Here is a 26,517-nt window from a genome sequence, read left to right on the forward strand (position 1 = left end):
TTAATCGATGCGCTAGCGCTCGCTGTGTACGCGCTCGACTGCAGCCACGATTTGCGCCACAGCTAAATCGATGGGCCCGTCGTTGTGGCACAGCAGCCAGCCATGCTCTTGAGCGGCGCGCGTGAACGCGGCCGTGCACGCGGCCTGCTCCTCCAAAGTATGGATCACGGTGCTGCGCAGCCCACGGGTGCGTGAGGCAGCCCTGGCCCAGGAAACCTGCGGGGCCGTGACCACGGCGATGTGCAGGTCGGGTACCTGCACACCGTATTGCCGGTTCAGCTGCAGAATCTGGCTGAACGGCAGGGTTCGGCGAAACGCTGCATCAGACGGGTACCAGCGGTCAATCAGGATGATGCTGTCTTGGGGTTGCCGGGGCAGGACGTGCCGGGTGATCCAGGCCCGGCTGTGCGCCAGGCGCTCGCACACGCGCAGCTCCAGCTCGGCGCCGGGTTGCCGGGCAAGCTGATTGACCAAGGCCATGGTGTCGCTCCGTGCCGGGTCGCACTTGCGCTCACAGAGCCTGATCACTTTTCTGCCGCCAGCCCTCAGCGCTTGGGTCACGGCTTCCAGCAATGTGGTCTTGCCGGTGCCTTTGGGCCCGTCCATGGCAATGAAAAGCGGTCGGTTCATTAGGGTTACCCGTTGAGCAGTGGGCGGCATGAGACCACCGAACCCCGTGTTCAGACAAGCCAACCGTCCATTCAAACAGCTGACCGTCAAAAAAACCGCTAGCCCTGCAACCGCCAGCTATGCCCGGGCCAGCCGGCCTGCTAGGCTGACCAAGGCGGCCCAGCGGGCAGCCTTTACATTTTTCACAGGCCTGGCTAATGACCTCCGACCCACTGGTAAACCTGAGCAACTGCGACCACGAGCCCATCCAGATTCCAGGCAGCATCCAGCCCCATGGCTGCCTGCTGACCTGCGACGCGTCCGCAACAACCCTCCTGCGTCATTCGCTGAACGCCCCGCAACTGCTGGGGGTAGAGGGTGCCATCAATGGCCAGAAGCTGGACGCCGTCCTCGGTGCCGAACTTGCTCATACCCTGCGCAATGCCCTGGCACGCCTGCGCGAAGGCTCCCGCCCTGCGCTTCGCTTCGCAGAGGTGCTGCCCAACGGCGTGGCTGTGGACGTGACCGCCCACCTGTACAAGGGCAATGCGCTGCTGGAGTTCGAGCTGGCCGGCCAAAGTGGCGCCGAACCCGTCGAGCTGGCCCGCACCCTGATTGCCGAGCTGCGGGAAATCGACAAAACCAACCGCCTGTTCCGTGACGCGGCGCGCTTTGTGCGGGCGGTGCTGGGCTATGACCGGGTGATGATCTACCAACTGGACAGTGACGGTGCCGGCAAGGTCATCGCCGAAGCCAAGCGCAGCATTCTGGAGAGCTTTCTGGGGCAGTACTTTCCGGCTTCCGATATTCCACCCCAGGCACGCTCGCTGTACCTGCGCAATCTGATCAGGGTCATCCCGGATGTAGGCTTCGAGCCAGTCGCCATCGAACCTGTGGTCGACGCTTCAGGTGAGCCGCTGGACCTTTCCTACGCGCACCTGCGCAGCGTCTCCCCCGTGCACTGCGAGTACCTGCACAACATGGGTGTGGGCGCCTCAATGTCGATTTCTGTCATCGTCAAAGGTGAGCTGTGGGGGCTGATTGCCTGTCATCACTATTCGCCGCGCACGTTGAACATGGGTCAACGCGTGGCAGCGGAGATGTTCGGTGAGTTCTTCTCGCTGCACATCGAGACCCTGCACAGCCGGCAAAAACTCGAAGCCGCCGTGCAGGTGCACGAAACCCTCGACGTAATGCTGCGCGATGCCAACCATGCCGCCGATATGGACATGTTCTTCCAGGGGCGTCTGCCGCGCCTGATGGCGCTGATACCGTGCGATGGCATTGGCCTGTCGTTGCAGGGGCGCTGGTCGTCCTCCGGCACGGTGCCGCCAAAAACCGCGCTACCCGAATTGTTGCGGTTTGCCGACGGCATCACCGAAGGCAGAACCTGGGCATCCCATCGCCTGGCAACGGCTCACCCGGCAGCCCAGGCGTACTTCACCGAGGTGTCCGGGGTGCTGATACTGCCTATATCGCAGCGCCCGCGGGACTACATCATCTTCTTCCGCAAGGAGGTAGTGGAAACCCTCGACTGGGCGGGCGACCCCAATAAAACCTACATCAGCGGCGCTTTGGGTGACCGCCTGACGCCACGCAAAAGCTTTGCCATCTGGAAAGAAACGGTCCACCAGCAGTCATTGCCCTGGACGGAGCAGGACCGTCAGTTCGGCGATGCCATCCGCACTGCCATCGTCGAAGTCGTGCTGCACAACAGCGAGTTGCTGGCGAGCGAGCGTTCCAAGGCAGAGGTGCGCCAGCGCATTCTCAACGAAGAACTGAACCACAGGGTCAAGAACATCCTGTCGCTGATTGGCGCGCTGGTCGCCCACCCCACCTCCGAAAGCCAGACGCTACAGGGTTATGTGGCCACACTGCAGGGGCGGATCCAGGCACTGGCGCTGGCGCACGACCAGGTGGTGCGCGGCGACGGCGGTGGGCGGCTGGCGGCGCTGTTGGACGCGGAGCTGTCGCCCTACCGCACCGCCAGTGGGGTGATCGAGCTGCAGGGGCCGAATGTGATCCTCGATGCACGGGCCTATTCGGTGATGGCGTTGGTCCTGCATGAACTTGCCACCAACGCGGCCAAGTACGGGGCGTTGTCGCGCCCGGGCGGCACCCTGTCGATCAGCTGGTCACTGGATGAAGTAGGTGCCTGCACCATCGAGTGGCAGGAACGCGGCGGCCCGCCCGTGCGCGCGCCCAGCCGCAATGGTTTTGGCTCGGTGCTGATCAGCCGCAGCATCCCCTTCGACCTGGGTGGCACCAGCCAGGTCGAGTATTGCCCGGAGGGGCTGCGTGGTTGTTTCACCATCCCTGATAAACACCTGGCGCTTGGCGAGGCGGAGGCTGCGGCGACAGCCGGCACAACGGCGGCATCGTCCGGGGAGCGCTTTGCGGCTCGGGCAGGTTTGAACGTGCTGATTCTGGAGGATCAGCTGGTGATTGCCGTGGGCCTGGAGCAGATTTTGACCGACGCGGGTGTGGATTGCGTGATGACGGCGAGTTCCGAGCACGAAGCCATGCAGTTGCTGACGGTGCGCCAGCCGGATGCAGCCATTCTGGATGTGAATCTGGGGCGGAGCACGTCGATTTCCGTGGCTGATGAGCTCACGCGCCGTGGGATACCCTTCCTGTTCGCCACCGGTTACGGCGACGGCATCAGCATCCCCGCGCACCTGAAGCACATCCCGGTCACACGCAAGCCCTATGACACCAGCACCATCCTGGCAAATCTGCAGAGCTTGTTGAAGCCACAGTAACCCTGTGGGAGCGGGTTCACCCGCGAAGCAGTCAGCGCGATACATGGCACCGGCTTCGCCGGTGTTCGCGGCTGAAGCCGCTCCCACAGAGTCTCCGTAAATCAATAGGTTATGTGAACTTCATGAGAACAGATCTAGCTGGCAACCCGGGCGCAGAGCACCCGGAAAGAGGCAGGCGGCGGGTCGCGTTCGCCCGCCACCTTAATCTCAGATAGCCAATGCGCGCTCGCGCAGCTCGCTGTTGAGAATGCGGTCGTTCTCGCTGTAGTCGACCGGGCAGTCGATCACATGCACGCCTGGGGTCTTGATGCAGTGCTCCAGTAACGGCAGCAAACCTTCAGCGCTTTCCACACGGTGGCCATTGGCACCGTAGGCCTCGGCATACTTCACGAAGTCCGGGTTGCCGTAGTCCAGGCCGAAATCGGTGAAGCCCATGTTCGCCTGCTTCCAGCGGATCATGCCGTAGCCGTCATCGCGCAGAATCACCACGGTCACGTGCATGCCCAGGCGTACGGCAGTTTCCAGCTCCTGGCTGTTCATCATGAAGCCACCGTCGCCACACACCGAAATCACCGGGCGGTCCGGGTACACCAGGTGCGCCGCCATGGCCGAAGGCAGGCCGGCGCCCATGGTCGCCAGGGCGTTGTCCAGCAGCACGGTGTTAGGCTTGTGGGCCTTGTAGTTGCGGGCAAACCAGATCTTGTAGATACCGTTGTCCAAGGCCACGATGCCTTCGGACGGCAGCACGCGACGGATGTCGGCCACCAGGCGCTGCGGGTAGACCGGGAAGCGGTCATCGTCGGCACCTTCGGCGGTCTGCGCTTCGTTGGCCTCGCGAATGGCCATCAGGCGCGTGAAGTCCCAGTGGCTGGTGTCGGTCAGGGCCTCGCCAATCTGCCACACGGCGTTGGCGATATCGCCGATCACTTCCACCTGCGGGAAGTACACCGCATCCACTTCAGCAGAACGGAAGTTGATGTGAATAACCTCGGTGCCGCCGCGCACCATGAAGAACGGCGGCTTCTCGATTACGTCGTGGCCGATGTTGACGATCAGGTCGGCTGCTTCGACGGCGCGGTGCACGAAATCACCCGAAGACAACGCGGCGTTGCCCAGGAAGCGTGGGTGACGCTCGTCCACCACCCCTTTGCCCATCTGCGTGGTGATGAACGGGATACCGGTCTTGTCGATCAGCTGCTTCAAGACCTTGGCGGTCATCTTGCGGTTGGCGCCGGCGCCGATCACCAGGATCGGGTTGCGGGCGTTCTGCAGCTTCTGCACGGCTGCCTCGATGGCCTTGTGCTCAGCCAGCGGACGACGGTGCAGGCTGGGGGGAATCGGCAGGCTGTCGGTCTGCTCGGCGGCGATGTCTTCCGGCAGCTCCAGGTGCACGGCACCGGGCTTTTCTTCTTCTGCCAGGCGGAAGGCTTCACGCATGCGCGCCGGGATGTTGTCAGCCGAGGCGAACTGGTGGGTGTACTTGGTGATGGGGTCCATCATGCCGCACACGTCGATGATCTGGAAACGGCCCTGCTTGGACTTCTTGATCGGCTTCTGGCCGGTGATCATCATCATCGGCATGCCGCCCAGATAGGCATAGGCACTGGCGGTGACCAGGTTGGTAGCACCGGGGCCGAGGGTAGACAGGCTGACGCCGGTCTTGCCGGTCAGGCGGCCATAGGTGGCCGCCATGAAGCCTGCGGACTGCTCGTGGCGGGTCAGTACCAGCTTGATCTTCGACTTGCGCAGGGATTCGAGCAGGTCGAGGTTTTCCTCACCAGGGATGCCGAATACGTACTCGACACCTTCGTTTTCCAGACATTGCACAACGACATCGGCGGCCTTGGCCATTTAGGGTACTACCTCGAAATCTTGGAGGAATTGCGGCTTGTTAAAGCGGCGTGACTGAGATGTTGCAGGATGTCTCAGTGCCGCGCATCGTAGGCCTTCGCGTTAATAATATTAAATATATTGTTATGATGCTCAGCATCACAAAACGTTATGAATGGTAAACCCCGCCGATGAACCTCAAAGCACTGCGCTGCTGCGTCGAAATCGTACGCCAGGGCAGCTTCACCAAAGCCGCCCAGCACCTGCACATCGCCCAGCCAGCATTGAGCATGGCGGTGACGCGCCTGGAAGAGGAACTGGGCGTCAGCCTGTTCAACCGCACCACCCGCAAAGTGGTGCTTACGGCTGAGGGCGAGCAGTTTCTGCCGCGCATTGCATCGGCCCTGCGGGAGATGGACGTGGCCCGCCAGGAACTGCGCGACATGGCCGACCTCAAGCGCGGTGAAGTGCGCCTGGGCATCCCGCCGATGTTCGGCCTGCACTATGTGCCCGGCCTGATGAACGCCTTTCGCCGCCTCTACCCCGGCATTGCCATGACCGTGTTCGAGGGCAGCGCCGAGGACATTGGCCAGCGCCTGGAGCAACGTGACATCGACCTGGCCTTGCTTGAATCCAGGCGAGTACCCCCTGACAAACAGTCGATCCTGCTGGGCAGCGACGAGATGCTGGCCTGCATGCACCCGGACCACCCATACGCCAGTAAAGACAGCCTGACGGCCGAGGACCTGCGCAACACCGACATGGTGGTGTTCGACCGCACCTTCGTACAGCGCCAACTGCTGGATGCGTTTTTTGCAGAACATGGGATCACCTACCAGGTGGCCCTGCAAAGCAACTTTGTGTCGCTGGTGGTGCAGGCGGCACTGGACAACCTTGGCGTCGCGACATTGCTGCGCTCGGTGCAACTGCGGACCCCCGGCATCGTCGGGGTGCCATTTAAACCCGCGCAGCAGATGAGCTTTCGCCTGTGCTGGCGGGCCGGGGAGTACTTATCGCTGGCCAGTAAACGGTTCATCGACTTTGCCGCGCAAAGCCAATACCTGGAGCGTTGAGCGGCAAGAGCACATTTGTACTCCTGCACGCACTTCCCTCCTTTTACACGGTCAGACCCCAGGCCTGCCGTTAGACACGCTCGACGTCAAGGCCCACGATTCTCTAAGATTCAACTTTATCGTTTCAGCTTGTTGCATTAAGGACCACGATGTCAGTTCAGCAATTATCCCCGCTGCCCACCAAAGGCACTGTCGCCAGGATGGAAGCCGCCATGGCCCTGGGCAGCTTTGCCATCGGGACCGGCGAATTCGCGATCATGGGCCTGATGCCCGATATCGCCAGCAACCTGCAGTTAAGCGAGCCCCAGGTTGGCCACGCCATCAGTGCCTACGCATTGGGGGTGATGGTGGGCGCCCCGACCCTGGCGATACTGGGGGCCAAGTTGCTGCGCAAGCACATGCTGCTGCTGTTGATGGCCCTGTATGCACTGGGCAACCTGGCCACTGCCTTTGCGCCCTCCTTCGGTGGCCTGGTGGCCTTCCGCTTCGTCAGCGGCCTGCCCCACGGCGCCTATTTCGGCATCGCCGCCGTGGTCGCTTCGAGCATGGTGGCCAGCAATCAGCGGGCGGGGGCCGTAGCACGGGTCATGATGGGGCTGACGCTGGCCATGCTGCTGGGCAACCCGGTCGCCACCTTCCTGGGCCAATACTTCGGCTGGCGTTCTGCGTTCGTGCTGGTGGGCGTAATTGCCCTGTGCACCATCGCCATGGTCTGGCGCTTCGTCCCCCAGCGGCACGATGAAGTGCGCAGCGACCCGCGCAAGGAACTCAAGGCCTTCACCCTGCCCCAGGTGTGGATGGCGCTGGCCATCGCGTCCATTGGCTTCGCCGGCATGTTCTGCGTGTTCAGCTACCTGGCACCCACCATGCTGGAAGTCACCCGGGTAGCCCCGCAGTGGATCCCTTTTGGCCTGGCCGCATTCGGGCTGGGCGGTATCATCGGCAACATTGCCGGCGGCAAGCTGTTTGACCGGCTGCAGTTCCGGGCGGTGGGGCTGGTGCTGGCCTGGTCCATCGCCGTACTGCTGTTCTTTACCTTCGCTGCACACGCCCTGTGGAGCCTGCTGCTGGGCGTGGGCCTGGTGGGCACCATGATTGCCCTGGCAGCCCCGTTACAGATCCGCCTGATGGACATCGCCCACGAGGCGCCAAGCCTTGCCGCTGCCTCGAACCACGCGGCATTCAACCTGGCCAACGCCCTGGGCCCCTGGCTGGGCGGTATGGCCATCACGGCAGGCATGGGCTGGACCAGCACCGGTTTCATCGGCGCGGCTACCGCCCTGGCCGGCCTTGGGCTGTACTTCATCGCCCGGCGGATGAAGGGCGGCCACTGAACCTTACCAGCGTCAGGCAGCCGCCCACGCAGCCTGACGCGCCAGCACCGACTCGGCGCGCTCCCCCACCAGTTCGGCATACACACCCGGGGCTGTGGCGCCCTCGGTGCTGATCACAAGCAGGCGTGCTTCAGGGCCAAGGGCCAGGTCCGCTGCAACGTCGGGTGCTTGTTCAAGCAACTGCATGGCGCCTGCCAGCCCGGCCACGGCGGACTCACCCGCCAACACCGGTATGTCACCTTCACTGCCGGCTGCCAGGCGGCGCATGGCAGCTATCGCTTCAGCATCACTGATGGTCATGAAGGCATCGACGCTGGGTTGCAAAAAGCGCCACGCCAGCGGTGATGTCTCGCCGCAGGCCAGCCCCGCCATCACCGAGTCTACCGACCCGGTAGCCTTGGCCGGTTCACCGCGCAACCCGCTCTGGTACAGGCAGTCGGCCTGTTCGGGCTCAACCACCACGAACACCGGACGGTGCTCCGCGGAGAGCTCCCACAGGTAGCTGACAACACCTGCCGCCAGGCCGCCCACCCCACCTTGCAGAAAGACATGGGTGAACGGTGGCTGCCCGGCGTTGGCTTCGACGACTTCTGCAGCAATGGTGGCGTAGCCCTGCATCACATCCCGCGGGATCACCTCGTAACCTTCATAGGACGTGTCGGATACCACGTGCCAGCCGTTGCTGGCAGCCAGCGCAGCGGCGTGTGCCACCGATGCGTCATAATTGCCGGCAATACGCACGATCAGGGCACCGTACGCGGCAATGGCCCGTTCACGCTCGGTGCTCACCTGCGCATGCAGCACGATCACACAGCGGCAACCTATGCTCTGCGCCGCCGCCGCCAGGGCCCGCCCGTGGTTGCCATCGGTTGCACTGACAACGGTAAACTCGCTGAGCAACTGAGCATGGTGCCCCGCAAGCACGCCGTACGGGTGCATGCGTTGCAGGGGGAAGCTACCCAGTACCAGGCGCAGCAGCGCGATAGGCGCACCCAGTGCCTTGAAGCTGCCCAGTTCCGAGCGCACAGACTCATCCTTGACCGCTACCTGCGCAACACCCAGTTCGGCGGCTAGGCCGGGCAAGCTGTACAGCGGGGTGGGCTTCTGGTTCAGGCGAGCCCACCCGCCCAGCCAGTGACGGCTCTGTTGGGCGATGGCGATGCTCATCACCGCTTGAAGGGCACGTGGGTAAGGCTGGCGGCAAGCGTTGGGGTTACGAACGAACATGCATTACGGCTCCTGCTGGCAAGCCAGCGATAGCAACAGTCAGTGAAATACCCACACAGGCGTGGCTCAGGCCCTGCTCAGGCGCTGGACCACCACGTCCAGCAGCACGTTGGCGCCCTGGATCAACAGCGCGTCATCGGTGTGCTCGCGCGGGTTATGGCTGATACCGCCCAGGCTGGGCACAAAGATCATCGCTGCCGGTGCCGTGCGGGCGATCATCTGCGCGTCATGGCCGGCACCTGACACCATGCGGCGATGGCTCAAGCCCAGGCGGGCCGCTGATTGCTCGATGGCATCCGCCAGGCCTGCGTCGAACACCACTGGCGCAAACCGCGCCAGGCGCTCATTGCTGATGCTGACCTGCTCGCGTTCCGCCAGGTCGGCCAGCAGCTGTTCAAGGCGCGCTTCAGCAGCCGCCAGGCGGCCTTCGTCAGGATCACGCAGGTCGACCGTGAACGTTGCCTTGCGCGGGATGACATTGATGACGTTGGGTTCGAACTGCATGCAACCGACCGTTGCCAGCGTGGTTGGGCAGTCCGTTGCCAGGTCACGCAGCGCTGCCACCACCGCACAGGCGACGTACCCGGCATCATGCCGCAATGCGGTAGGGGTGGTGCCGGCGTGGTTGGCGTGGCCCTTGACCTGCACCTGCTGCCACGAAATACCCTGCAGGCGCTCCACCACGCCAATCTGAACGCCTTCTGCCTCCAGGATCGGGCCTTGCTCGATGTGCAGCTCGACATATTCGTGTGCAGCGATCGCCCCTGGCTCAAGCTGGCCGGCGTAGCCGATGCGTGCCAGTTCGTCGCCAAGGCGAGTACCGTCACTGCCTTTGGTGTCCAGCGCTTGCTGCAGCGCCAGCCCCCCAGCATGCACCAGCGAGCCCATCATGTCGGGTTGGTAGCGCACGCCCTCCTCGTTGGTGAACGCCGCGACGGTGAGCGGGCGCTCGGGCAGCCGCCCAGCCACCCGGTAGGCGCGCAGTACCGCAAGGCCCGCCAGCACGCCGTAGCAACCGTCCAGGGCGCCGGCATTGGTGACCGTGTCGATGTGCGAGCCCATCATCAACGGCGCTTGCCCGGCGCCTTTGCCGCGCCCAGGCAAGGTGGCAAAGATGTTGCCAATGCGGTCCACCTGCACGTGCAGGTCTAGGGCCTTCATCCAGCCCACCAGCATGTCCCGCCCGGCCTTGTCTGCATCAGTGAGCGCGATGCGCGTGCGGCCGCCCTGGTAAGGGTCCGCGCCCACCTGGCCAAGCGCGTGAAGCTGCCGCAGCAGCAGTGCGCCATCCAGGCGCAGTGCAGGTTCCGTGTCCATACCGTTCTCCGCCCATAAGGATCATTTATCCGAATGGGGAGATTCTATTCACTGCCAGCGCAACAAAAGCTTGATTATCGAGTGCTTGACGCACTTTCATTACGCATTACCTTCAGTTTTCCCTGGACGCGTATCATGCCTCTCGATCACTTCGACCTCGCCTTGCTCGACGCGGTACAGCAAGACGCTACCACCTCGCAAATGCAGCTGGGCACCCAAGTCAACCTGTCATCGGCCGCGGTCAACCGCCGCCTGAAAAAAATGACCACTGATGGCGTGATCACAGCAACGGTGGCCCAGGTGGACCCCGTGCAGCTGGGCTATGTACTGACCGTGATCACCGAGGTTGAGGTGGAGAACGAGCGCCTGGACCTGCTCGATGCCATGAAGCGCACCTTCCTGGCCTGCCCTCAGGTGCAGCAGTGCTACTACGTCACGGGTGCCTATGACTTCGTGCTGATCCTGCTGGTGCGCAACATGGAGCAGTACACCCAGCTCACCCGTGAGCTGTTTTTCGAGAACAACAACGTCAAGCGCTTCAATACGCTGGTTTCCATGAGCAACGTCAAGACCGGTGTGCGCGTGCCGACGGCGTAGCGCCATGCCCTGGGGTGTTTTCTCTTTTTAGTGTTAGCCGTTAACCTCGACTACCCCCCCTCAATCACCGAGCCTTTATGTTTGACTGGGAAGACCTGCGCTATTTTTCCATCTTCACCACCACCGGTTCTTTGTCGGCTGCCGCCAGAGCGCTGGGTGTCGATCCCGCCACGGTTGCCCGGCGCATTGCTGCGCTCGAGGCTTCACTCAACCTCAAGCTGGTGGACAGGCGCCCGCGCGCGTACGCGTTGACCGAGGAAGGTCGACGGGTGGGGGAGCTGGCCGAGCAGATGGCCATGTCATCATTTGCGCTGGAGCATTTCGCCAGTGCTGGCCAGCAGGCCGTGGAAGGCGAGGTCACCCTGTCGGCTCCCCCTGCTCTGCTTGGCAGCATCGTCGCGCGACGCTTGGGTGACCTTTACCAGCGTTACCCGCAGTTGCGGCTGAAGCTGGTAGGCAGCAAATCCCGCGCCTCGCTGGCACGTCGCGAGGCAGACGTGAGTATCGTGCTGGCCAGGCCAGTGGAACCCACCCTGGTAGTCAGCTTGTTGGGGCGCCTGGACTACCGGCTGTATGCCTCGCCAGCGTATCTGGCCAGTGGCGCAGCAAGACGGTACATCGGCTATGACGAGTCCCAGGCTAGCGCACCGCAGCAGCAATGGTTGGACCACCAGGCGGTAGGCCATCCGTTTGCCCTGCGCAGCAATGACCTGCGCATACAGGCACAGGCTTGCGCAGGCGGCATTGGCATCGCCTGCCTGCCCGCGTTCATGGCTCAGGAGCAGAGTTTGTCCGAGGCGGGCCGCGCCGACCAGACCATGAGCATCGAAATCTGGCTGGCCGTGCATGAAGATGTGCGTGCTACGCCACGTATCAAAGCCGTTACGGACTTTCTGCAGCAGCAGGTGAAGCCGCTGCTGCGCTTGTGAATTTTTGCAGGCTAGACCTGCACCTCTGCGGGATTTGCCCCCAGGCCCGATGTCGGTACGCTGACCCCCTCATTAGCGCCCCTGAAGGAGACAACGATGCAATACGTGAAGCTGGGTAGCACCGGGCTGGACATCTCTAGGCTGTGCCTGGGCTGCATGACCTTCGGTGAACCAGATGCCGGCACCCACCCCTGGACGTTGGGTGAAGAGGCCAGCCGGCCGATCATCCGCCACGCGGTGGAACAAGGCATCAACTTCTTCGACACCGCCAACAGCTACTCGGCCGGCACCTCGGAAGTGATCGTGGGCAAGCTGCTGAAGGAATTCACCCGCCGCGACGAAACCGTCATTGCCACCAAGGTGTTCTACCCCGCCAACATGTGGCAAGGCGCCAGCCGGCCCAACGAGCAAGGGCTGTCGCGCAAGGCCATCATGACCAGCATCGACGCCAGCCTGACGCGCCTTGGTACCGATTATGTCGACCTTTACCAGATCCATCGCTGGGACTACCACACGCCCATCGAGGAAACCATGGAAGCCCTGCATGATGTGGTGAAGGCCGGCAAGGCCCGCTACATCGGCGCCTCATCGATGTACGCCTGGCAGTTCGCCAAGGCGCAACAGGTGGCGGCCAGCCACGGCTGGAGCCGGTTCGTGTCGATGCAGAACTACCTCAACCTGCTGTACCGCGAAGAAGAACGCGAAATGATCCCGCTGTGCCTCGACCAAGGTGTTGGCCTGATGCCCTGGAGCCCCATGGCACGCGGCCGACTGACCCGGCCCAATGGCCAGCAGACCGAACGCACGCGCACCGATATTTCCGGCCAGTCGTTCTATGAAAAAACCGAGCTGGAGGACGGCCGGGTCATCGACGTGGTCGAGCAGATAGCCGGGGAACGCGGGGTGCCCATGGCACAGGTGGCGTTGGCCTGGGTGCTCGGCAAGGCCGGTGTGTCGGCGCCGATCGTCGGCGCCTCCAAGCCCGCGCACCTGGATGACGCCCTGGCCGCGCTGGCGCTGCACCTTGGCGAGGATGACATCGCGCGCCTGCAGGCCCCTTACGTGCCCCACGGGGTAACCGGGTTTAAATAAGCCTGGCGCACAGGGCCCGCTGCGCCTCGCGGCTAGCGGGCTGTTCAGCCAGACATAAAGCATTACAATGCGCGCCCCTGTTAGAACCGCGTGTTGTTTAGCCATGAAATCATTGCGTTACGCCCTGAACCTACTGCTGCTTCTGAGCTTCACAGCTTGGGCAAACCCGCCCTCCACCTTCACCGAAGCCAAGGTTGTGGCCAAGCAGCGGGTCTATATGGACCAGGCCAGCAGCGCCATGGGCGAGTTGTACTGTGGCTGCCAGTGGACCTGGGTGGGCAAGTCTGGCGGGCGCATCGACGCAGCCTCCTGCGGCTACCAGACACGCAAGCAGCAGAACCGCGCCGAGCGTACCGAGTGGGAGCACATCGTGCCTGCCTACACGTTCGGCAACCAGCGCCAGTGCTGGAGAAACGGCGGCCGTGAGCATTGCGTAGACACCGACCCGGTATTCCGCGCCATGGAAGCGGACCTGTTCAACCTGTACCCGGCCGTGGGTGAAGTGAACGGCGACCGCAGCAATTTCAACTATGGCGTGGTCGCCGGTAACGCCGGCGAGTACGGGCGGTGCACCACCAAGGTCGACTTCGTGCAGCGCGCCGCCGAGCCTCGCGATGAAGTGAAAGGCCTGGTAGCACGCACCACGTTCTACATGTTCGACCGCTACCGGCTGAACATGTCGCGCCAGCAGCAACAGCTACTGATGGCGTGGGACAGGCAACACCCGGTTTCGGCCTGGGAAAAGGAACGTGACCGGCGCATTGCCGCAATCATGGGGCACGCGAACCCGTTCGTGACCGGCGAACGCCAGTGGACCGCCAATTACCAGCCCGCGGGCGACGGCGTGGTACAGGCTGTGCCAGCAGCGCGCCAGCCAGCAGAACAGGCCCGTGCCGTCGCAGTCGGCGCGGTGCTTGGCAACCGCAACAGCCATGTGTATCACCTGGCCTCTGGCTGCCCGGGCTATCACCAGGTCGCGTCGAAGAACCAGGTGAACTTCGCCAGCGAAGGCGAGGCGCAGGCCGCCGGTTATCGCAAGGCCGGCAACTGCCGCTGACCCGCCAAGCCCGTCACAGCCAGGGCCCGACGCTTAGCCATTCACCAGGTTGGCTGGCCGTTCGCCCCGCAACGCGCTGAGCAGGTTGTCTACCGCGCAGCGGGCCATGGCCTGGCGGGTTTCTTCGGTGGCCGAACCGATATGCGGTGTAGCCACTACATTGTCCAGTTTCAGCAATGGCGAGTCGGCCGCCAATGGCTCGTGCACGAACACATCCAGGCCGGCGCCGCGCAAGCGCCCGGCCTGCAACGCCTCGGCCAATGCTGCTTCATCCACCACGCGCCCCCGGGAGATGTTCACCAGAATGGCATCAGGCTTCATCAGGGCCAGCTCCCGCGCACCGATCAGCCCTTCGGTACTGGCACTGAGCGGCACGGTGAGGCACACGAAGTCGGCCTCGGCCAGCAGCGTGTCCAGGTCGCGCCGGTGGGCGTTGTATCGCGCCTGCACCTCAGGCTTGGGCCGCTGGCTGTGATACACCACGCGCATACCGAAACCCGCCGCTGCGCGCCGGGCCAGGGCCTCGCCAATACGCCCCATGCCCACGATACCCAGCGTCTTGCCGTGCACGTCGCAGCCGAAATGGGCGGGCCCCAGGCTGGCCTGCCAGTGGCCCTCGCGCACCCAGTTGGCCAGCTCCACCACGCGCCTGGCTGTCGCCAGGATCAGCGCAAAGCCCGTGTCTGCAGTGGTTTCGGTGAGTACGTCCGGGGTGTTGGTGAGCATTACCCCGCGCCGATCGAGGTCAGCGATATCGTAGTTGTCCACCCCTACCGACACGCTGGCAATCACCTCAAGGTCGGGCGCGAGGTCCAGCAGGCTGGCATCCAGGCGCAAGCTTGCGCCCAACAGCCCTTGTGCGCCCGGTAATGCCTCGCGCAGCCTGGCCAGCCCATCGGGCTGGGCCAGGTCTACCCAGGTCACCTCCACGTGCTGCTCAAGGCGCGCGAGCAAGTCTGGTGAAAGGCGTTTGTACAGCACGATGCGCTTGTTCATGATCGCTTCCTAGTGGTTCATCGCCAGCCGCGGGCGCTGACGCTTGGCCCGGCCGGAGGTGGTTGAATTGTTGAGGGCCGCAGTGAGTGCCACGGCGCACAGCAGTGCACCGCACATGAACAGGTACGAAGCGCCCGGGCTACCGGTGGCGCCGTTCAGGTAACCCACCAGCCAGGAGCCGCCGAACGACCCCAGCGCACCCATGCTGTTGACCAGGGCCATGGCGCCGCCGGCCACGTTGGCCGGGAGGATTTCCGGCACGATGGCGAAGAACGGGCCGTAGGGTGCGTACATGCAGGCACCCGCCACCACCAGCAACCCATACGACAACCAGAAGTGCTCGCTGCCCAGTGCATACGAGCCATAGAAGGCAATGGCGGCGATCAGCAGCGGTGGCCACACAAAGCACTTGCGTTTCTGCAGGCGGTCCGATGCCCACGACACACCCACCATGGCCAGTACCGCCGCCAGGTAAGGCACCGAGGCCAGCCAGCCGGCTTCGACGATATCCACGTTGGCAGCCTGCTTGAGAATGGAGGGCAGCCACAGCACGAAGCCGTATACGCCGATGCTCCAGCAGAAGTACTGCAGCGACAGGATGATCACTTGCCGCGACCGGAACGCCTCACGGTAGTTCTTCACCGGCGGTATGCCCTGCTGCTCGGCAGCCAGTGCGTGCTGCAGGTCGCGCTTCTCCGTGTCGCTCAGCCAGGTGACCTGGGCCGGGCGGTCGTCCACCAGGTGCCACCAGCAGAACGCCCAGATCACCGCCGGCAGGCCTTCGATGATGAACATCCAGCGCCAGTCGAAATGCTTGATGAGGTACCCCGAAACCACCGACATCCACAGGATGGTCACCGGGTTGCCCAGCATCAGGAACGTGTTGGCCCGTGAGCGCTCGGCACGGGTGAACCAGTGGCACAGGTACACCAGCATCGCCGGCATCACGGCCGCCTCGACCACGCCCAGCAGAAAGCGGATGCCGATCAACATGTAGACGTTGCTGACCATGCCCGTGAGCGTGGCGAGCCCGCCCCAGAGGATCAGGCAGACAAAGATCAGCTTCTTTACGCTACGCTTCTCGGCGTAGATGGCCCCAGGCACCTGGAAAAAGAAGTACCCGAGGAAAAACAGTGCCCCCAGCAGCGACGACAGCACGGGGGTGATGCGCAGGTCATCGGCCATGCCTGAGGCAGCTGCGAAGCCGTAATTGGCGCGGTCTAGGTAAGCAAGGCTATAGGTGAAGAACACGATGGGGATGATGTACCACCAACGGCGTGGGGCCAGGCTTTTGCTGTTCATGGGGTGGTTCTCCTGAGCTTGTTGTTTTTGTCGCGACAGGTGATTGGTTGGGGCAACTTCAGGGCTGTGGCAGCCGTTCGTAGGCCTCCAGTTCGTGGCGCCGGGGCAGGCCCTCCATATCGCCCCGCGACTGCACGGCGCGGCTGCCGCACCAGTTGCCACGGGCAACCGCCTGGCCGATGTCACGCCCTTCCAGCAGCGCGCTGAGCACGCCGACGGCAAATGCGTCACCCGCACCCACGGTGTCCACAACCTGGGGCGCGCGCACGGCGGCGACCTGGCCTTCGCTGTTGGCACTGCGGAAATAGGCGCCTGCGTCCCCCAGCTTGATCACCACCAGCTCGACGCCAAGGTCCAGGTAGAAGCCGGCGATGTCGGCCGGGGTCTGCTGGCCGGTGAGCAAGCGGCCTTCCTCAAGGCCCGGCAGCACCCAGTCGGCCTTTTCTGCCAGTGCATTGGTCTGCTGCACCATGGTGCGCAGGTCCGGCCACAGCGAAGGGCGCAGGTTGGGGTCGAAGGAGACGCTGCGCCCGGCACTGCGCATGGCATCCACCAACGTGTGCGACAGGCTGCGGCAGCCCTCGGACAGGGCCAGCGGAATACCGGTAGCGTGCACATGCCGGGCCTGCAGCCAGCCCGGCTGCAGCAGGGCCGGGGTCATGTGACTGGCCGCCGAGCCCCGGCGGAAGTACTCCACTGCGGGGTCACTGCCATCGTCGCAGCGGCCCTTGAGCTGAAAGCCAGTGGGGTGAGCCGGGTCTATCTGTACGTCCGAGCAGTCCAGGCCTTCGCCGCGCAGGTTGTCCAGCACAAAGCGGCCCAACGAGTCATCCCCTACCCGGCTCACCCATCGTACGCTGAAGCCCAGGCGTGCCAGGCCAATGGCCACGTTGCTGTCGGCCCCGGCAATACGCTTGTTGAAAAGGCTGACACTGGCGAGGTCGCCCAGTTGCTCGGCCACGAACATGGCCATGGTTTCACCAAAGCACAGCACATCCTGCTTAAGCATGGCTCACCTCCTCGGCCCGTGCGCCCAGCCCCAGTACGGCCAGATGGCGCACCTGGTCGCGGGTAACCTGCAGCAGGTCATCGCCCACCAGTGGGTACTCCACGGCACGCACCACACCCGGGCTGAACTGCGCCAGCAGCCGGTCCCAGGCCTGCAGGTCAGCCACTTGCGGTGGTGCCGCGGCCAAACGGCCGTCGGCAAGCTGTCGAACGGCTTTGCAGTGCACGTACTGCACCCAGCGGCCCAGCTGGCTGGCAGCCTGTTCCACGGCTTCGCCCTGCCACTGCCAGTTGCCGATGTCGAAAGTCATGCCCACCCCGAGCCCAGCTTCATCCGCCCGCTGGAAGAACGCCAGCAGCGCTGCGATGCGGCCACCTTGAGAAGTCTGGTCGTTTTCTACCAGCAACATTGGCCCCTGCGCTGGCACCAGCTCACGCAAGGCCGCCAGGTCGCAGCCGGTGTGGTAATGCCCCAGGGAGACCTTGACCGCTGCTGCACCCAGTTCGTGCGCAATGTGCAGCTTCTGGGTCACTCGTGTATCGGGCAGGCCGTCTGGCGCCCACAGCTCCAGCGGCGTGGAATACACGCAGTCCAGGCCGGCCGCGGCGATGACGGCGCCCAGGGCAAGTGGGTCTGGCAGGCAGGAGAACAGCTCCTCGCGCAACTCCACCCGTCGGGCGCCGGCCCGTGCCAGCAGATCAATGAATTGCTCCTGGCCACGCTGGCGAACATAGTCCGCGCCGTAGCTGGAGAGGCTGATGGAAACGGGGATCGGGTGCATTGTTATTGTCCTTGTGAAACCGGTTTCATTTTTCGCCAGCAGTATTCGCCGAAGCGGAGGCTGCCGGTAGTTAGCGTGGGGAAGTCGAGCCTCGTATCAGCAAGGAGGCTTTGAAGTCGATGCGCCTGGCGATGCCGCTGTCGCCTTGCAGCCGGCCCAGCAGGCTGTCAAACGCCGCCATGCCGATGCGTTCGGTGGGCTGGGCCAAGGCCGTGATGCCGCTGCCGACCAACGGGTACCAGTCGAGGTCGTCCAGGGCGATAAGGCCGACGTCGGCAAACAGATCACGGCCTGCAGCACGCAGGCTGCGAGTGACCTCCAGGGTGGCGACGCCGTTGCAGGTGAAGATGGCCTGCGGGCCATGGCCGCTGTGCGCAAGGAATGCTGCGAGCCCCGCATCGAGGCCAGGGCCTGTGTGCAGGACCTGCTGGCGCATGCCGGGGCGTTGACCTACACAGGTGCCGACGGCTTGAACCCGCTCCGCCCGCGAACTGGTACCGTCCAGCGGCTCGGTGACGGCCAGGATGTCCCGGTAGCCGCGTGCATGCAGGTGCGCGATGGCCTGCTCCACGGCGTCGAGGTTGTCCAGGCCAACCAGGTCCACCTTCAGCTCGGGCAATTGTCGGTCCACCAGCACCATGGGCATGTCCCGCATGAGGTTCAGCAACTCGCCAGGCTGATGGCCGAGGGTGTTCACGATCAGCCCCTCGACGTTGTACGACTGCAACGCCCGCAGATGATGGCGCTCCTGTTCGTCGTCACGGTTGGTGTTGCACACCACCAGGCTGTAGCCGTGCTGGCGGCAGGCGGTTTCAACGCCATGCATCACGGCCACTGAATACGGGTTGAGGATGTCGGCAACCAGCATGCCGATCAACCGCGTCTGGCCCCGCTTCAGGCCACGGGCCATCTGGTTGGGCCGGTAGCCCAGCTGTTCGATGACCTGGGCCAGCCGCGCGGCGGTGGCGTCGGCCAGCAACTGCCGGTCGCCGCCGATATAACGCGACACGGTTGCCTTGGAGACCCCGGCAACACGGGCGACTTCGCTGATGGTGACCCGTTCGCGGGCATGGGCAGGCGCGTCGGTCATGGCAGTTCCTGATCGTTATTGTTAGGGCGATGAAACCGGTTTCAATACACCAAAAACCGGCTCATTCGTCAATCTGCCATCTGTCGGGTCACACCTCGGCAGGGCCTAGTGGTCCGTCACCTGCCCCAGGTCATCGCCTGATGTCTGGCGCATGTCGCTGGTGCGCAGGTCAGCTACATCGCCGGGCTTGACGGTACTTGCCTGGTTGCCCCAACTGGTGCGGATGAAGTTGACCACGTCCGCCACCTGCTGGTCATTCAGCCGCCAGGCGTAGGCTGGCATGGTGAAACTGGAGGGTGCCGTATGGGTTGCCGGCAGCGTGCCACCCTTGAGCACCAAATGAATCAGCGAGGTGGCATCGGCGGTCTGCACCACGGGGTTGCCGGCCAGTGCCGGGAACACGCGGGTGTAGCCCTTGCCGTCGGTGCGGTGGCAAGCCGCGCAGTTGTCGATGTACACCGCAGCACCTGCCTTGCCGTCATCGCCCTGCCACAAGGCATCGGCCACCTTGCTGTCGTATTGATGCGGTTTGTCGTTCGGGTTGCTTGGCGGCAAGGTTTTCAGGTAACGGGCAATTGCAGTCAGGTCGGCATCGGTCATGTACTGCATGCTGTGCTCCACCACGTCACTCATGCCACCGAATACCGCGCTGTTGTCACTGCGGCCGGTCTTGAGAAACTGCACCAGCTGGGCCTCGCTCCAACTGCCCAGGCCATCCTTGTGGTCACCGCGCAGGTTCTTGGCAATCCAGCCCTCCAGCGGCGCGCTACCGGCCAGAAACGCCTCACCTTCCTGCGGGTTCAGGGCTTTTTCCTGCATGGTCAGCGCCCGTGGGGTGTGGCACGCGCCGCAGTGGCCCAGGCCTTCGACCAGATACGCCCCGCGGTCGATGACCGGGTCACTGGCCGGGGCCGCCTGCCAGGGCTTGGCATCCGGGGCGAACAGGCCACGCCAGATCGCCAGCGGCCAGCGCATGCTCAGCGGCCAGGGGATGTCGCTGTCCCTGTTGGGCTCGGCCACCGGCTGCACGCCGTGCTGGAAATAGGCATACAGCGCCTGAATATCGTCTTCGGTCAGGCGCGCGTAGGACGGGTACGGCATGGCCGGGTAAAGCGTGCTGCCGTCCTTGGCGATGCCGCGGCGCAACGCTTGGTCGAAGTCCTCGAAGGAGTAGCTGCCGATGCCCTCGGGCGACGGCGTGATATTGGTGGAGTAGATTGTGCCGATGGGGGTTTCCATAGGCAGCCCGCCCGCAAATGGCTTGCCGCCCTTGGCCGTGTGGCAGGCCACGCAGTCGCCCGCGCGGGCCAGGTATTCACCTTGCTGCACCTGTTGCGGGTCGGGCTGCGCCGCTTGGGCGCAAAGCCCGGTGCCCATCAGCAAAGTCGCGATCAACATTCTGTTCATGTTCATCGCTCCTTAAACCGTCACCAGCGGGCCGGGGTTCTTCAGGTACTGCTCCCGAATGGCCCGGGCGGACCAGTACGTCAGCGCGGCCACCAGCCCGGTCGGGTTGTAGCCAAGGCCCTGAGGGAACGCAGAGGCGCCCGGGACGAATACATTGTGCACATCCCAGCATTGCAGGTAGCGGTTCAGTGCACTGGTGGCGGGGTCGGTCCCCATGATCGCACCACCGTTCAGGTGGGTGGTCTGGTAGCTGGCAGTGTTGAAATGTTCTTTCACCTGCTTGCCCAGCACGGCGATGGATTTAGGGTTCATCGCTTGGGCGATTTTGCTCAGCTTGTCGACCATGAACTGGTTCATGCGAATGTCGTTGTCCTGCCAGTCGAAGGTCATGCGCAACAGCGGCAAGCCGTAGGCATCGCGGTAGCTGGGGTCTAGGTCCAGGTAATTGCCCCGGTAGGACTGATGTGCGCCATGGGCGTCCATCGACAGTTGGTGGGTGTAGTAGTCGGCGGTGGCCTTCTTCCAGGCACTGCCCCAGGCAGGTGTACCCGGGGGGTTGGCGACACCGGCAATCGGCCGCGAGCCTGCCTGGTTCACCCACATGGGTGAGCCGCCGACAAAGCCATGGGGGCCATGGTCGAAGTTGTCGGCATTGAAGTCGTCGATGGCAACACCGTTGCCACCTGCACCGATGAAGTTGTTGGTGTGCACGTCCTTGTCGAAAAAGGCTTTGACCGTGCCCATGTTCTGGTAAGCGAAGTTGCGCCCGACCACACCTTCGTTCTTCACAGGGTCGTAAGGCTTGCCGATCCCGGACAGCAGCATCAGGCGCACGTTGTTGAACTGGAACGCGGCCAGGATCACCAGGTCGGCCGGTTGCTCCAGTTCACGGCCCTGGGCGTCGATGTAGGTCACGCCGGTTGCACGTTGCTTGCTGTCGTCCAGGTTCACCCGCAGCACGTGGGCATTGGCCCGCAGCTCGAAGTTAGGCACCTGGCGCAACGCCGGCAGAATGTTCACGTTGGGTGAGGCCTTGGAATACATGTAGCACACGTAACCGCTGCAGAAACCGCAGAAGTTGCACGGTCCCATCTGCGCCCCGTAGGGGTTGGTGTAAGGGCCCGAGGTATTGGCCGACGGCAGGTTGTAGGGGTGATAGCCCAGCGCCGAGGTGGCCTGCTGGAACAGCTGGGCGGATACCACGTTCTTCTGTGACACCAGCGGGAAGGGGTTGGAGCGGTCTGGGGCGTATGGGTTGCCCCCCTTGCCCCGCCCTACCACTTCGCCCTTCACGGTCCAGGCTTGACCAGAGGTGCCGAAGACCTTCTCGGCAAAATCAAAATACGGCTCCAGTTCTTCATAGGTAACGCCGAAGTCCTGGATGGTCATGTCCTGGGGAATGAACGACTTGCCATAGCGCTCTTCGTAATGGCTGCGCATGCGCAACTCGATCGGGTCTACACGAAAGTGCACACCGGACCAATGCAGCCCGGCACCGCCTACCCCTTTACCCGGCAGGAAAGCGCCCAGTTGCCGGTACGGCAAGGCTACGTCGTTGACCGTGTGGCGGATGGTGACGGTTTCCTTGGACAGGTCCAGGAACAGTTTCTTGCGCACGCTGTAGGTGAGCTCGTCGATCACCTGGGGGTAATTGCCGTCTGGATAGGTGTCCTGCATGGGGCCGCGCTCCAGGGCGACCACCTGCAGCCCTGCCTCGGTCAGTTCCTTGGCCATGATGGCGCCGGTCCAGCCAAACCCGACGATCACCGCATCCACTTTCTTCAACGTGTTTGCCATGGTTCAGGCCCTCTCCCCACGAATGGACACCGGTGGGAACGGGTAGCGCTCGTTGCGCTCGGCCCAATCCATGAAATCGGCGCGGGCACCGGGGAAGCCGATCTGCTTCCAGCCGACCATGCCTTTGTTACCGCCATGCACGGGATCGCAGAAAAAGCCCTCACGGGTGTTTTGCAACAGCAGGCTGAAGAAGGCCTTGGCAGGTACATCCTGCAACACCAGGTCGCCCGCCTCCAGTGCGGCGAGCACACGGTCTTGCTGGGCGGCGCTTTGTTCATGGAACGGCTTGTTGCCCTGGGCCCTGCACCAGCCGAGCACACCGGCGATGCCTAGCCTGTAGATCTGCTGCGGGTTGAGCTGCAACTGGTAGCCGAGCTCGGGTGCGGCGTCTGCATTGAAGGGGCCTTGCATGTACCACAAGGCCCCGCTGGCATAGGGGGTGCCCATCTGCCGGTCGATATACTCGGCGGCACCGGCCTCCAGGGCGCCGGCACCCAACGCGTCAGCCGGGATCAGGCGGCTCACCGCAGCTTGGAGGAAAGCATATTCGTCCACGGTGAAAAATGCCGGCTGGTACTGGGCGGCGTCGGTTTTTTCTGGCACGTTGGGGCTGCGTGCTGGCTCGGCTATCACCGCGCTTGCGCCCAGGCCCAGGCCGGTACTGGCGACCGTTACCACAGGTATCAGGGTCAAGGTCTTGCGCAGGAAGTCCCTGCGGGGGTTGTCCGGTACGTGCTCAGACATTTCTAATCCTCATCATCGGTAAGCGTCCTCGGCCGGGGCCAATGATCAAGACCGCTCACTGACCAACGGCGTTCAGAAACATTTTGAGTTTAATGTCGCATTGACACCAATAGGTTTGCATGAACCCGCGATATTGACTCGGCGGAGAGATTTGACCCCTGATGATTCAGTCCGACCTTGACCTGTTCGGCCCACAGCCGCATCGCCTGGCCAACCACACGGTGCTGTTGCCAGGCTTCGCCCTCCCCGACCTGGAGGCGATACTGGACGCCCTGCGCCCGGTACTGCGGGCTGCGCCGTTCCGGCACATGTGCACCCCGGGCGGCCTGCACATGGCGGTGGCGCTGACCAACTGTGGTGAACTGGGCTGGGTCAGTGACGCCAAAGGCTACCGCTACAGCCCCACCGACCCCGTCAGTGGCCAGCCATGGCCGGCGCTGCCCGATGTGCTCACTGCGTTTGCCTCGCGCAGCGCGGCTGTTGCCGGCTTCGACGGGTTCGCTCCCGACGCATGCCTGGTCAACCACTACCAGCCAGGCACCCGCCTCACCCTGCACCAGGACCGCGACGAGCGCGATTTCGATCAGCCTATCGTGTCGGTTTCCCTGGGGCTTCCGGCCGTGTTTCTATTCGGGGGGCTGCAGCGGGCTGACAGAACCCAGCGCATCCCGCTCAGCCATGGTGATGTACTGGTTTGGGGCGGCGAAGACCGTCTACGCTTTCACGGTGTGCTGCCGATCAAGCCCGGGGTTCACCCGCGCATGGGCGAGCGCCGGGTCAACCTGACCTTCCGCAAGGCGGGTTGTGGATAGTGCATTTGCCGAAACGTGTGCCACCAGGCACCACCGTCAGCTCACAGGAGACTGTCATGACCCAGTATCACGCCGTCCCGCCACTTTCCACCAGAGGCACACGACCATGAGGATGCCAGGCCGCGCCCCCAATGCATCGGTGCAACTGGATTACGTGCGTGACACGCTGTTCGGCCCCGTGGCGCTGAGTGTGGAGTGCCAGTGCCAGCTGGCACCGCTGAGCCTCCAAGGGCGGCCTGCGCTGCGCATGCACATCTGCCCGCCGCTGCCAGACAAAGTCGACAGGGCGCACAGCGTTGCATTCATGCTGGACGGACGCAGCTACCACGGCGTAGTGCGCGACAAAGGCAAATGCGGAGACGGCGGCCTGAACCTGCTGCTGGAGCTGCGCTAGCGGCTAAAGCGCGTACATAACCCGGGCGTGATCAGGCAATCGCCTTCGCCCGCGCAGGGCTTTTGCAGCGCAGCGCATGCAGCTGCCCAACCAGGTTTACCAGGTCGCGGCAGCTGTTGAGGCTGTGCAGCGGTACACCGCTCAGGCTCACACCGCGCTCGAAGTTCTGGCCCTGGGCAAGGCGGATGGTCAGGTTGTTACCGTCAGCGCAGCTGATTTCACAACGATCAGGCAGGCAGGCATGCTCGATCATCTGCCGCATTTCCAGCATCGAAACGCCTATCAACGACATGGTACGACCCTCTCTGGCGGTGGCCTGATTAATGTAGTTACGCCTGTAGCAGGCTGAGCGCCAATTGATAATGAGCATCTTTGGCCAAACGTCGATGCGCTGCAGTGATGAGCATGCAGGGGTTCATCTAGCACCTTAGCTGAAGAACCCCTGGGGTGAGGTTAGGTTCGGGCAGAATCACCACCCTGCGACGAGCGGTGCATCAATGCGAGGCACCACCGCGATCGCCCTGCATCTGCCCGAATTTGCCGGCCTGGAAAGCCTCGAAAGACTCGATGATCTCGGCCTGGCTGTTCATCACGAACGGGCCGTAACCCACAATCGGCTCGTCGATCGGCTCGCCACTTAACAGCAGAACGCTGGCAGCTTCCGCTGCTTCCAGCTGCAGGTCCTGCCCTGCCGGGTCAAACAGCACCAGGCTCGAAGGCCCCGCTTGTTGCGTACCGTTGATGGTGACTGTGCCCTGCAGCACCACCAGTGCCGCATTGCGGCCAGCGGCGACGGGTAGCGTGAAGCTCGCCCCTGCCTGTAGGCGCATGTCCCATACATCCATCGGCGTGAACGTGCGTGCAGGGCCCAAAGCGCCCTTGTAGTTGCCGGCGATCACGCGCAGGCTCCCGGATTCGCCGCCCAGCGGCACCACCGGGATATCCTTCGCCAGCAGCGTCTGGTAGCCCGCTGCGGCACGCTTGTCACGGGCCGGCAGGTTTACCCACAGCTGCACCATCTCCAGCGTTCCACCCGTTTGCGCAAACCGCGGCGAATGAAACTCTTCATGGATGATACCGTCTGCGGCCGTCATCCACTGCACATCACCGGGGCCGATGAAGCCGCCAGCCCCCGTCGAGTCACGGTGCTCAAGCTCGCCCTGGTACACGATGGTCACCGTCTCGAAGCCACGATGAGGGTGCTCACCCACCCCGCGCCGGGCCTGGGTGGGTGAAAAGGTGTGAGGGCCAGCATAGTCCAGTAGCAAAAACGGGCTTATACGGCTGGCCAGGTTGTCGTAGGTGAACAGGCTGCGCACCGGGAAACCGTCACCCACCCAGTGGGGTTGGGGGCTGCGGTGGATACCGAGAATCGTTTTCATGGGGAGGTCCTCATTGGCTGAGAACACCTTAGCAATGGTGCCTATAGCTGAGTAGCCTGCCGCAATGGCATGCATCGTCCCACCTATGGGACAGTGCCGAGCAAAAAACCAGTTGCCAGGTCGGCAGCATTGCCTGGGTTTTCCTGCATGAAGCAATGCCCGCCCGCCACTTGCCGGGCACTCACGTGGCTGTTGAGGCTCGCCAGCCGGTTTGCCGAGACCGGCACGAAGGGGTAGGTATGTTCCCCGTACAGAATGCGCGTGGGGACGGCGATGCGTAACAAGGTTGGCCACAAGCGCCGGGGGAATGAGCTGAAGATCTCCACCTCGCGGCTGGGCCTGCACTTGAGCACCACGCCCTTCTCGCATTCGCCCAAGGCATGGTCGATGTAGGCTTGCAGCGCTGCATCGTGCCAACCCTTGAAAATACCCCGGCCCTGCAGCGAAGCATGCGCCGAAGGCCGGTCAGGCCAGAAACTGCGCCGCCGCGCAGCCTGGCGTGCCATGGGGTGGTGACGGTGCAGGCCGACCACCCTTGCTGCACCCAGCACAGCCAACATGCGCTTGCTGAACAGTACTGGGTCCAGTAATACAGCGCGTTGGAACAGCTGGGGCTCAGCCGCCAGCATCAGGCTGGTAAGCACGCCGCCAAAACTGTGCCCGAGGGCCACGCGGGGTACCTCGCCATACTCGCTCCGCCCGCATTCGAAGGCCTCGACGGCCAGCGCAGCGGTGCGGTTCCAACCGCGAAACACGCCACCGTGGTCGCTGTCGCCGTGCCCTTGCGCGTCACTGAGCCACAAGTCGAAATGGCCGGCCAGGCGCGCCAGCATGGGTTGATAAGCCAGGCTGCAAAAGCCATTGCCGTGCAGAAAATGCAACAGCGGTCGCCCACTGGCTTCTGTGCGCCAGCCACGCAGGGTGAAGCCCTCGTCGCATTGATGGGACCATGGAATCAGCTGCATCGCGGCGCGCT

The 26,517-nt window shown here is 63.5% G+C and carries 24 protein-coding genes; 9 read left to right on the forward strand and 15 right to left on the reverse strand.

Going from position 1 to position 26,517, the window contains the following annotated elements; genetic code table 11:
* Positions 1-12: 12 nt before the first annotated feature.
* Positions 13-630, reverse strand: coding sequence for a dTMP kinase (locus IAE38_RS04185; protein ID WP_201216112.1), 618 nt, complete (start codon positions 628-630; stop codon positions 13-15).
* 197 nt (positions 631-827) lie between these two features.
* Here IAE38_RS04185 and IAE38_RS04190 point away from each other — a divergent pair, with 197 nt between their 5' ends.
* The gene (locus IAE38_RS04190; protein WP_201216114.1) at positions 828-3,371 is read left to right on the forward strand and encodes an HWE histidine kinase domain-containing protein; all 2,544 of its coding nucleotides are present in this window, start codon (positions 828-830) and stop codon (positions 3,369-3,371) included.
* A gap of 207 nt (positions 3,372-3,578) precedes the next feature.
* Here IAE38_RS04190 and IAE38_RS04195 read toward each other — a convergent pair whose 3' ends face one another.
* Positions 3,579-5,222, reverse strand: a complete 1,644-nt coding sequence (locus tag IAE38_RS04195; protein ID WP_028633953.1) for an acetolactate synthase large subunit — start codon at positions 5,220-5,222, stop codon at positions 3,579-3,581.
* Positions 5,223-5,392: 170 nt separating this feature from the next.
* Here IAE38_RS04195 and IAE38_RS04200 point away from each other — a divergent pair, with 170 nt between their 5' ends.
* Both IAE38_RS04200 and IAE38_RS04205 read left to right on the forward strand, forming a co-directional pair.
* Entirely contained in the window at positions 5,393-6,274 is an 882-nt protein-coding gene (locus tag IAE38_RS04200) for a LysR family transcriptional regulator (RefSeq protein WP_201216116.1), read from the forward strand.
* A gap of 149 nt (positions 6,275-6,423) precedes the next feature.
* Positions 6,424-7,608 (forward strand): MFS transporter, encoded by a 1,185-nt coding sequence (locus IAE38_RS04205; protein ID WP_201216119.1) that lies wholly within the window; start codon positions 6,424-6,426, stop codon positions 7,606-7,608.
* Between the two features lie 12 nt (positions 7,609-7,620).
* Here the strand turns inward: IAE38_RS04205 and IAE38_RS04210 are convergent, their stop codons facing one another.
* On the reverse strand, positions 7,621-8,835 hold the full coding sequence (locus IAE38_RS04210; protein WP_201216121.1) for a diaminopropionate ammonia-lyase: 1,215 nt from the start codon (positions 8,833-8,835) through the stop codon (positions 7,621-7,623).
* Between the two features lie 66 nt (positions 8,836-8,901).
* A complete protein-coding gene (locus IAE38_RS04215; protein ID WP_201216123.1) occupies positions 8,902-10,152 on the reverse strand; it encodes a Zn-dependent hydrolase in 1,251 nt (416 codons plus the stop codon).
* A 135-nt stretch (positions 10,153-10,287) separates the two neighbouring features.
* On the opposite strand from IAE38_RS04215, the gene IAE38_RS04220 reads away from it, so the two are divergent.
* From IAE38_RS04220 to IAE38_RS04235, 4 genes are all read left to right on the forward strand, one after another.
* The gene (locus IAE38_RS04220; RefSeq protein ID WP_060481021.1) at positions 10,288-10,749 is read left to right on the forward strand and encodes an Lrp/AsnC family transcriptional regulator; all 462 of its coding nucleotides are present in this window, start codon (positions 10,288-10,290) and stop codon (positions 10,747-10,749) included.
* Positions 10,750-10,826: 77 nt separating this feature from the next.
* The gene (locus IAE38_RS04225) at positions 10,827-11,678 is read left to right on the forward strand and encodes a LysR family transcriptional regulator (RefSeq protein WP_201161702.1); all 852 of its coding nucleotides are present in this window, start codon (positions 10,827-10,829) and stop codon (positions 11,676-11,678) included.
* A gap of 96 nt (positions 11,679-11,774) precedes the next feature.
* Positions 11,775-12,770 (forward strand): aldo/keto reductase, encoded by a 996-nt coding sequence (locus tag IAE38_RS04230; RefSeq protein WP_201216125.1) that lies wholly within the window; start codon positions 11,775-11,777, stop codon positions 12,768-12,770.
* A gap of 103 nt (positions 12,771-12,873) precedes the next feature.
* Positions 12,874-13,827 carry an endonuclease gene (locus tag IAE38_RS04235; RefSeq protein ID WP_201216128.1) on the forward strand — a complete coding sequence of 318 codons (954 nt, stop codon included), beginning with the start codon at positions 12,874-12,876 and terminating at the stop codon, positions 13,825-13,827.
* Between the two features lie 33 nt (positions 13,828-13,860).
* Here IAE38_RS04235 and IAE38_RS04240 read toward each other — a convergent pair whose 3' ends face one another.
* The 8 genes from IAE38_RS04240 to IAE38_RS04275 all read right to left on the reverse strand — a co-directional run bounded on the left by IAE38_RS04240 (position 13,861) and on the right by IAE38_RS04275 (position 22,953).
* Positions 13,861-14,823, reverse strand: coding sequence for a 2-hydroxyacid dehydrogenase (locus IAE38_RS04240; protein ID WP_201216130.1), 963 nt, complete (start codon positions 14,821-14,823; stop codon positions 13,861-13,863).
* Between the two features lie 9 nt (positions 14,824-14,832).
* Positions 14,833-16,125, reverse strand: a complete 1,293-nt coding sequence (locus IAE38_RS04245; protein ID WP_201161698.1) for an MFS transporter — start codon at positions 16,123-16,125, stop codon at positions 14,833-14,835.
* A gap of 58 nt (positions 16,126-16,183) precedes the next feature.
* Positions 16,184-17,134: a sugar kinase gene (locus tag IAE38_RS04250; protein WP_201161697.1), complete on the reverse strand. Its 951-nt coding sequence runs from the start codon at positions 17,132-17,134 to the stop codon at positions 16,184-16,186.
* Entirely contained in the window at positions 17,127-17,915 is a 789-nt protein-coding gene (locus tag IAE38_RS04255; RefSeq protein ID WP_201161696.1) for a sugar phosphate isomerase/epimerase family protein, read from the reverse strand. The genes IAE38_RS04250 and IAE38_RS04255 overlap by 8 nt, the downstream gene beginning before the upstream one ends.
* Positions 17,916-17,985: 70 nt before the next feature.
* Positions 17,986-19,005: a LacI family DNA-binding transcriptional regulator gene (locus tag IAE38_RS04260; RefSeq protein ID WP_201216132.1), complete on the reverse strand. Its 1,020-nt coding sequence runs from the start codon at positions 19,003-19,005 to the stop codon at positions 17,986-17,988.
* Between the two features lie 105 nt (positions 19,006-19,110).
* Positions 19,111-20,412 (reverse strand): cytochrome c, encoded by a 1,302-nt coding sequence (locus IAE38_RS04265; RefSeq protein WP_201216133.1) that lies wholly within the window; start codon positions 20,410-20,412, stop codon positions 19,111-19,113.
* Between the two features lie 12 nt (positions 20,413-20,424).
* Positions 20,425-22,209 carry a GMC family oxidoreductase gene (locus IAE38_RS04270; protein WP_201161693.1) on the reverse strand — a complete coding sequence of 595 codons (1,785 nt, stop codon included), beginning with the start codon at positions 22,207-22,209 and terminating at the stop codon, positions 20,425-20,427.
* Positions 22,210-22,212: 3 nt separating this feature from the next.
* The gene (locus IAE38_RS04275; RefSeq protein WP_201216135.1) at positions 22,213-22,953 is read right to left on the reverse strand and encodes a gluconate 2-dehydrogenase subunit 3 family protein; all 741 of its coding nucleotides are present in this window, start codon (positions 22,951-22,953) and stop codon (positions 22,213-22,215) included.
* Between the two features lie 161 nt (positions 22,954-23,114).
* On the opposite strand from IAE38_RS04275, the gene alkB reads away from it, so the two are divergent.
* Positions 23,115-23,765 carry a DNA oxidative demethylase AlkB gene (gene alkB / locus IAE38_RS04280; RefSeq protein ID WP_201216136.1) on the forward strand — a complete coding sequence of 217 codons (651 nt, stop codon included), beginning with the start codon at positions 23,115-23,117 and terminating at the stop codon, positions 23,763-23,765.
* Between the two features lie 106 nt (positions 23,766-23,871).
* The gene (locus IAE38_RS04285; protein ID WP_201216137.1) at positions 23,872-24,159 is read left to right on the forward strand and encodes a hypothetical protein; all 288 of its coding nucleotides are present in this window, start codon (positions 23,872-23,874) and stop codon (positions 24,157-24,159) included.
* Positions 24,160-24,190: 31 nt separating this feature from the next.
* Here IAE38_RS04285 and IAE38_RS04290 read toward each other — a convergent pair whose 3' ends face one another.
* The 3 genes from IAE38_RS04290 to IAE38_RS04300 form a co-directional block, all read right to left on the reverse strand.
* Positions 24,191-24,451 carry a DUF1652 domain-containing protein gene (locus IAE38_RS04290; RefSeq protein WP_060481033.1) on the reverse strand — a complete coding sequence of 87 codons (261 nt, stop codon included), beginning with the start codon at positions 24,449-24,451 and terminating at the stop codon, positions 24,191-24,193.
* Positions 24,452-24,653: 202 nt separating this feature from the next.
* Positions 24,654-25,541, reverse strand: coding sequence for a pirin family protein (locus tag IAE38_RS04295; RefSeq protein ID WP_201216139.1), 888 nt, complete (start codon positions 25,539-25,541; stop codon positions 24,654-24,656).
* Between the two features lie 83 nt (positions 25,542-25,624).
* Positions 25,625-26,506: an alpha/beta fold hydrolase gene (locus tag IAE38_RS04300; RefSeq protein ID WP_201216140.1), complete on the reverse strand. Its 882-nt coding sequence runs from the start codon at positions 26,504-26,506 to the stop codon at positions 25,625-25,627.
* Between the last annotated feature and the right edge of the window lie 11 nt (positions 26,507-26,517).

The sequence above is a fragment of the Pseudomonas sp. S32 genome, from assembly GCF_016648095.1.
GTDB lineage: Bacteria > Pseudomonadota > Gammaproteobacteria > Pseudomonadales > Pseudomonadaceae > Aquipseudomonas > Aquipseudomonas parafulva.

Excerpts from the sequence above, each read along its gene's own strand:
- IAE38_RS04185 (WP_201216112.1), bottom strand. The coding sequence starts at position 630 with ATGAACCGACCGCTTTTCATTGCCATGGACGGGCCCAAAGGCACCGGC.
- IAE38_RS04190 (WP_201216114.1), top strand. The coding sequence starts at position 828 with ATGACCTCCGACCCACTGGTAAACCTGAGCAACTGCGACCACGAGCCC.
- IAE38_RS04195 (WP_028633953.1), bottom strand. The coding sequence starts at position 5,222 with ATGGCCAAGGCCGCCGATGTCGTTGTGCAATGTCTGGAAAACGAAGGT.
- IAE38_RS04200 (WP_201216116.1), top strand. The coding sequence starts at position 5,393 with ATGAACCTCAAAGCACTGCGCTGCTGCGTCGAAATCGTACGCCAGGGC.
- IAE38_RS04205 (WP_201216119.1), top strand. The coding sequence starts at position 6,424 with ATGTCAGTTCAGCAATTATCCCCGCTGCCCACCAAAGGCACTGTCGCC.
- IAE38_RS04210 (WP_201216121.1), bottom strand. The coding sequence starts at position 8,835 with ATGTTCGTTCGTAACCCCAACGCTTGCCGCCAGCCTTACCCACGTGCC.
- IAE38_RS04215 (WP_201216123.1), bottom strand. The coding sequence starts at position 10,152 with ATGGACACGGAACCTGCACTGCGCCTGGATGGCGCACTGCTGCTGCGG.
- IAE38_RS04220 (WP_060481021.1), top strand. The coding sequence starts at position 10,288 with ATGCCTCTCGATCACTTCGACCTCGCCTTGCTCGACGCGGTACAGCAA.
- IAE38_RS04225 (WP_201161702.1), top strand. The coding sequence starts at position 10,827 with ATGTTTGACTGGGAAGACCTGCGCTATTTTTCCATCTTCACCACCACC.
- IAE38_RS04230 (WP_201216125.1), top strand. The coding sequence starts at position 11,775 with ATGCAATACGTGAAGCTGGGTAGCACCGGGCTGGACATCTCTAGGCTG.
- IAE38_RS04235 (WP_201216128.1), top strand. The coding sequence starts at position 12,874 with ATGAAATCATTGCGTTACGCCCTGAACCTACTGCTGCTTCTGAGCTTC.
- IAE38_RS04240 (WP_201216130.1), bottom strand. The coding sequence starts at position 14,823 with ATGAACAAGCGCATCGTGCTGTACAAACGCCTTTCACCAGACTTGCTC.
- IAE38_RS04245 (WP_201161698.1), bottom strand. The coding sequence starts at position 16,125 with ATGAACAGCAAAAGCCTGGCCCCACGCCGTTGGTGGTACATCATCCCC.
- IAE38_RS04250 (WP_201161697.1), bottom strand. The coding sequence starts at position 17,134 with ATGCTTAAGCAGGATGTGCTGTGCTTTGGTGAAACCATGGCCATGTTC.
- IAE38_RS04255 (WP_201161696.1), bottom strand. The coding sequence starts at position 17,915 with ATGCACCCGATCCCCGTTTCCATCAGCCTCTCCAGCTACGGCGCGGAC.
- IAE38_RS04260 (WP_201216132.1), bottom strand. The coding sequence starts at position 19,005 with ATGACCGACGCGCCTGCCCATGCCCGCGAACGGGTCACCATCAGCGAA.
- IAE38_RS04265 (WP_201216133.1), bottom strand. The coding sequence starts at position 20,412 with ATGAACAGAATGTTGATCGCGACTTTGCTGATGGGCACCGGGCTTTGC.
- IAE38_RS04270 (WP_201161693.1), bottom strand. The coding sequence starts at position 22,209 with ATGGCAAACACGTTGAAGAAAGTGGATGCGGTGATCGTCGGGTTTGGC.
- IAE38_RS04275 (WP_201216135.1), bottom strand. The coding sequence starts at position 22,953 with ATGTCTGAGCACGTACCGGACAACCCCCGCAGGGACTTCCTGCGCAAG.
- alkB (WP_201216136.1), top strand. The coding sequence starts at position 23,115 with ATGATTCAGTCCGACCTTGACCTGTTCGGCCCACAGCCGCATCGCCTG.
- IAE38_RS04285 (WP_201216137.1), top strand. The coding sequence starts at position 23,872 with ATGAGGATGCCAGGCCGCGCCCCCAATGCATCGGTGCAACTGGATTAC.
- IAE38_RS04290 (WP_060481033.1), bottom strand. The coding sequence starts at position 24,451 with ATGTCGTTGATAGGCGTTTCGATGCTGGAAATGCGGCAGATGATCGAG.
- IAE38_RS04295 (WP_201216139.1), bottom strand. The coding sequence starts at position 25,541 with ATGAAAACGATTCTCGGTATCCACCGCAGCCCCCAACCCCACTGGGTG.
- IAE38_RS04300 (WP_201216140.1), bottom strand. The coding sequence starts at position 26,506 with ATGCAGCTGATTCCATGGTCCCATCAATGCGACGAGGGCTTCACCCTG.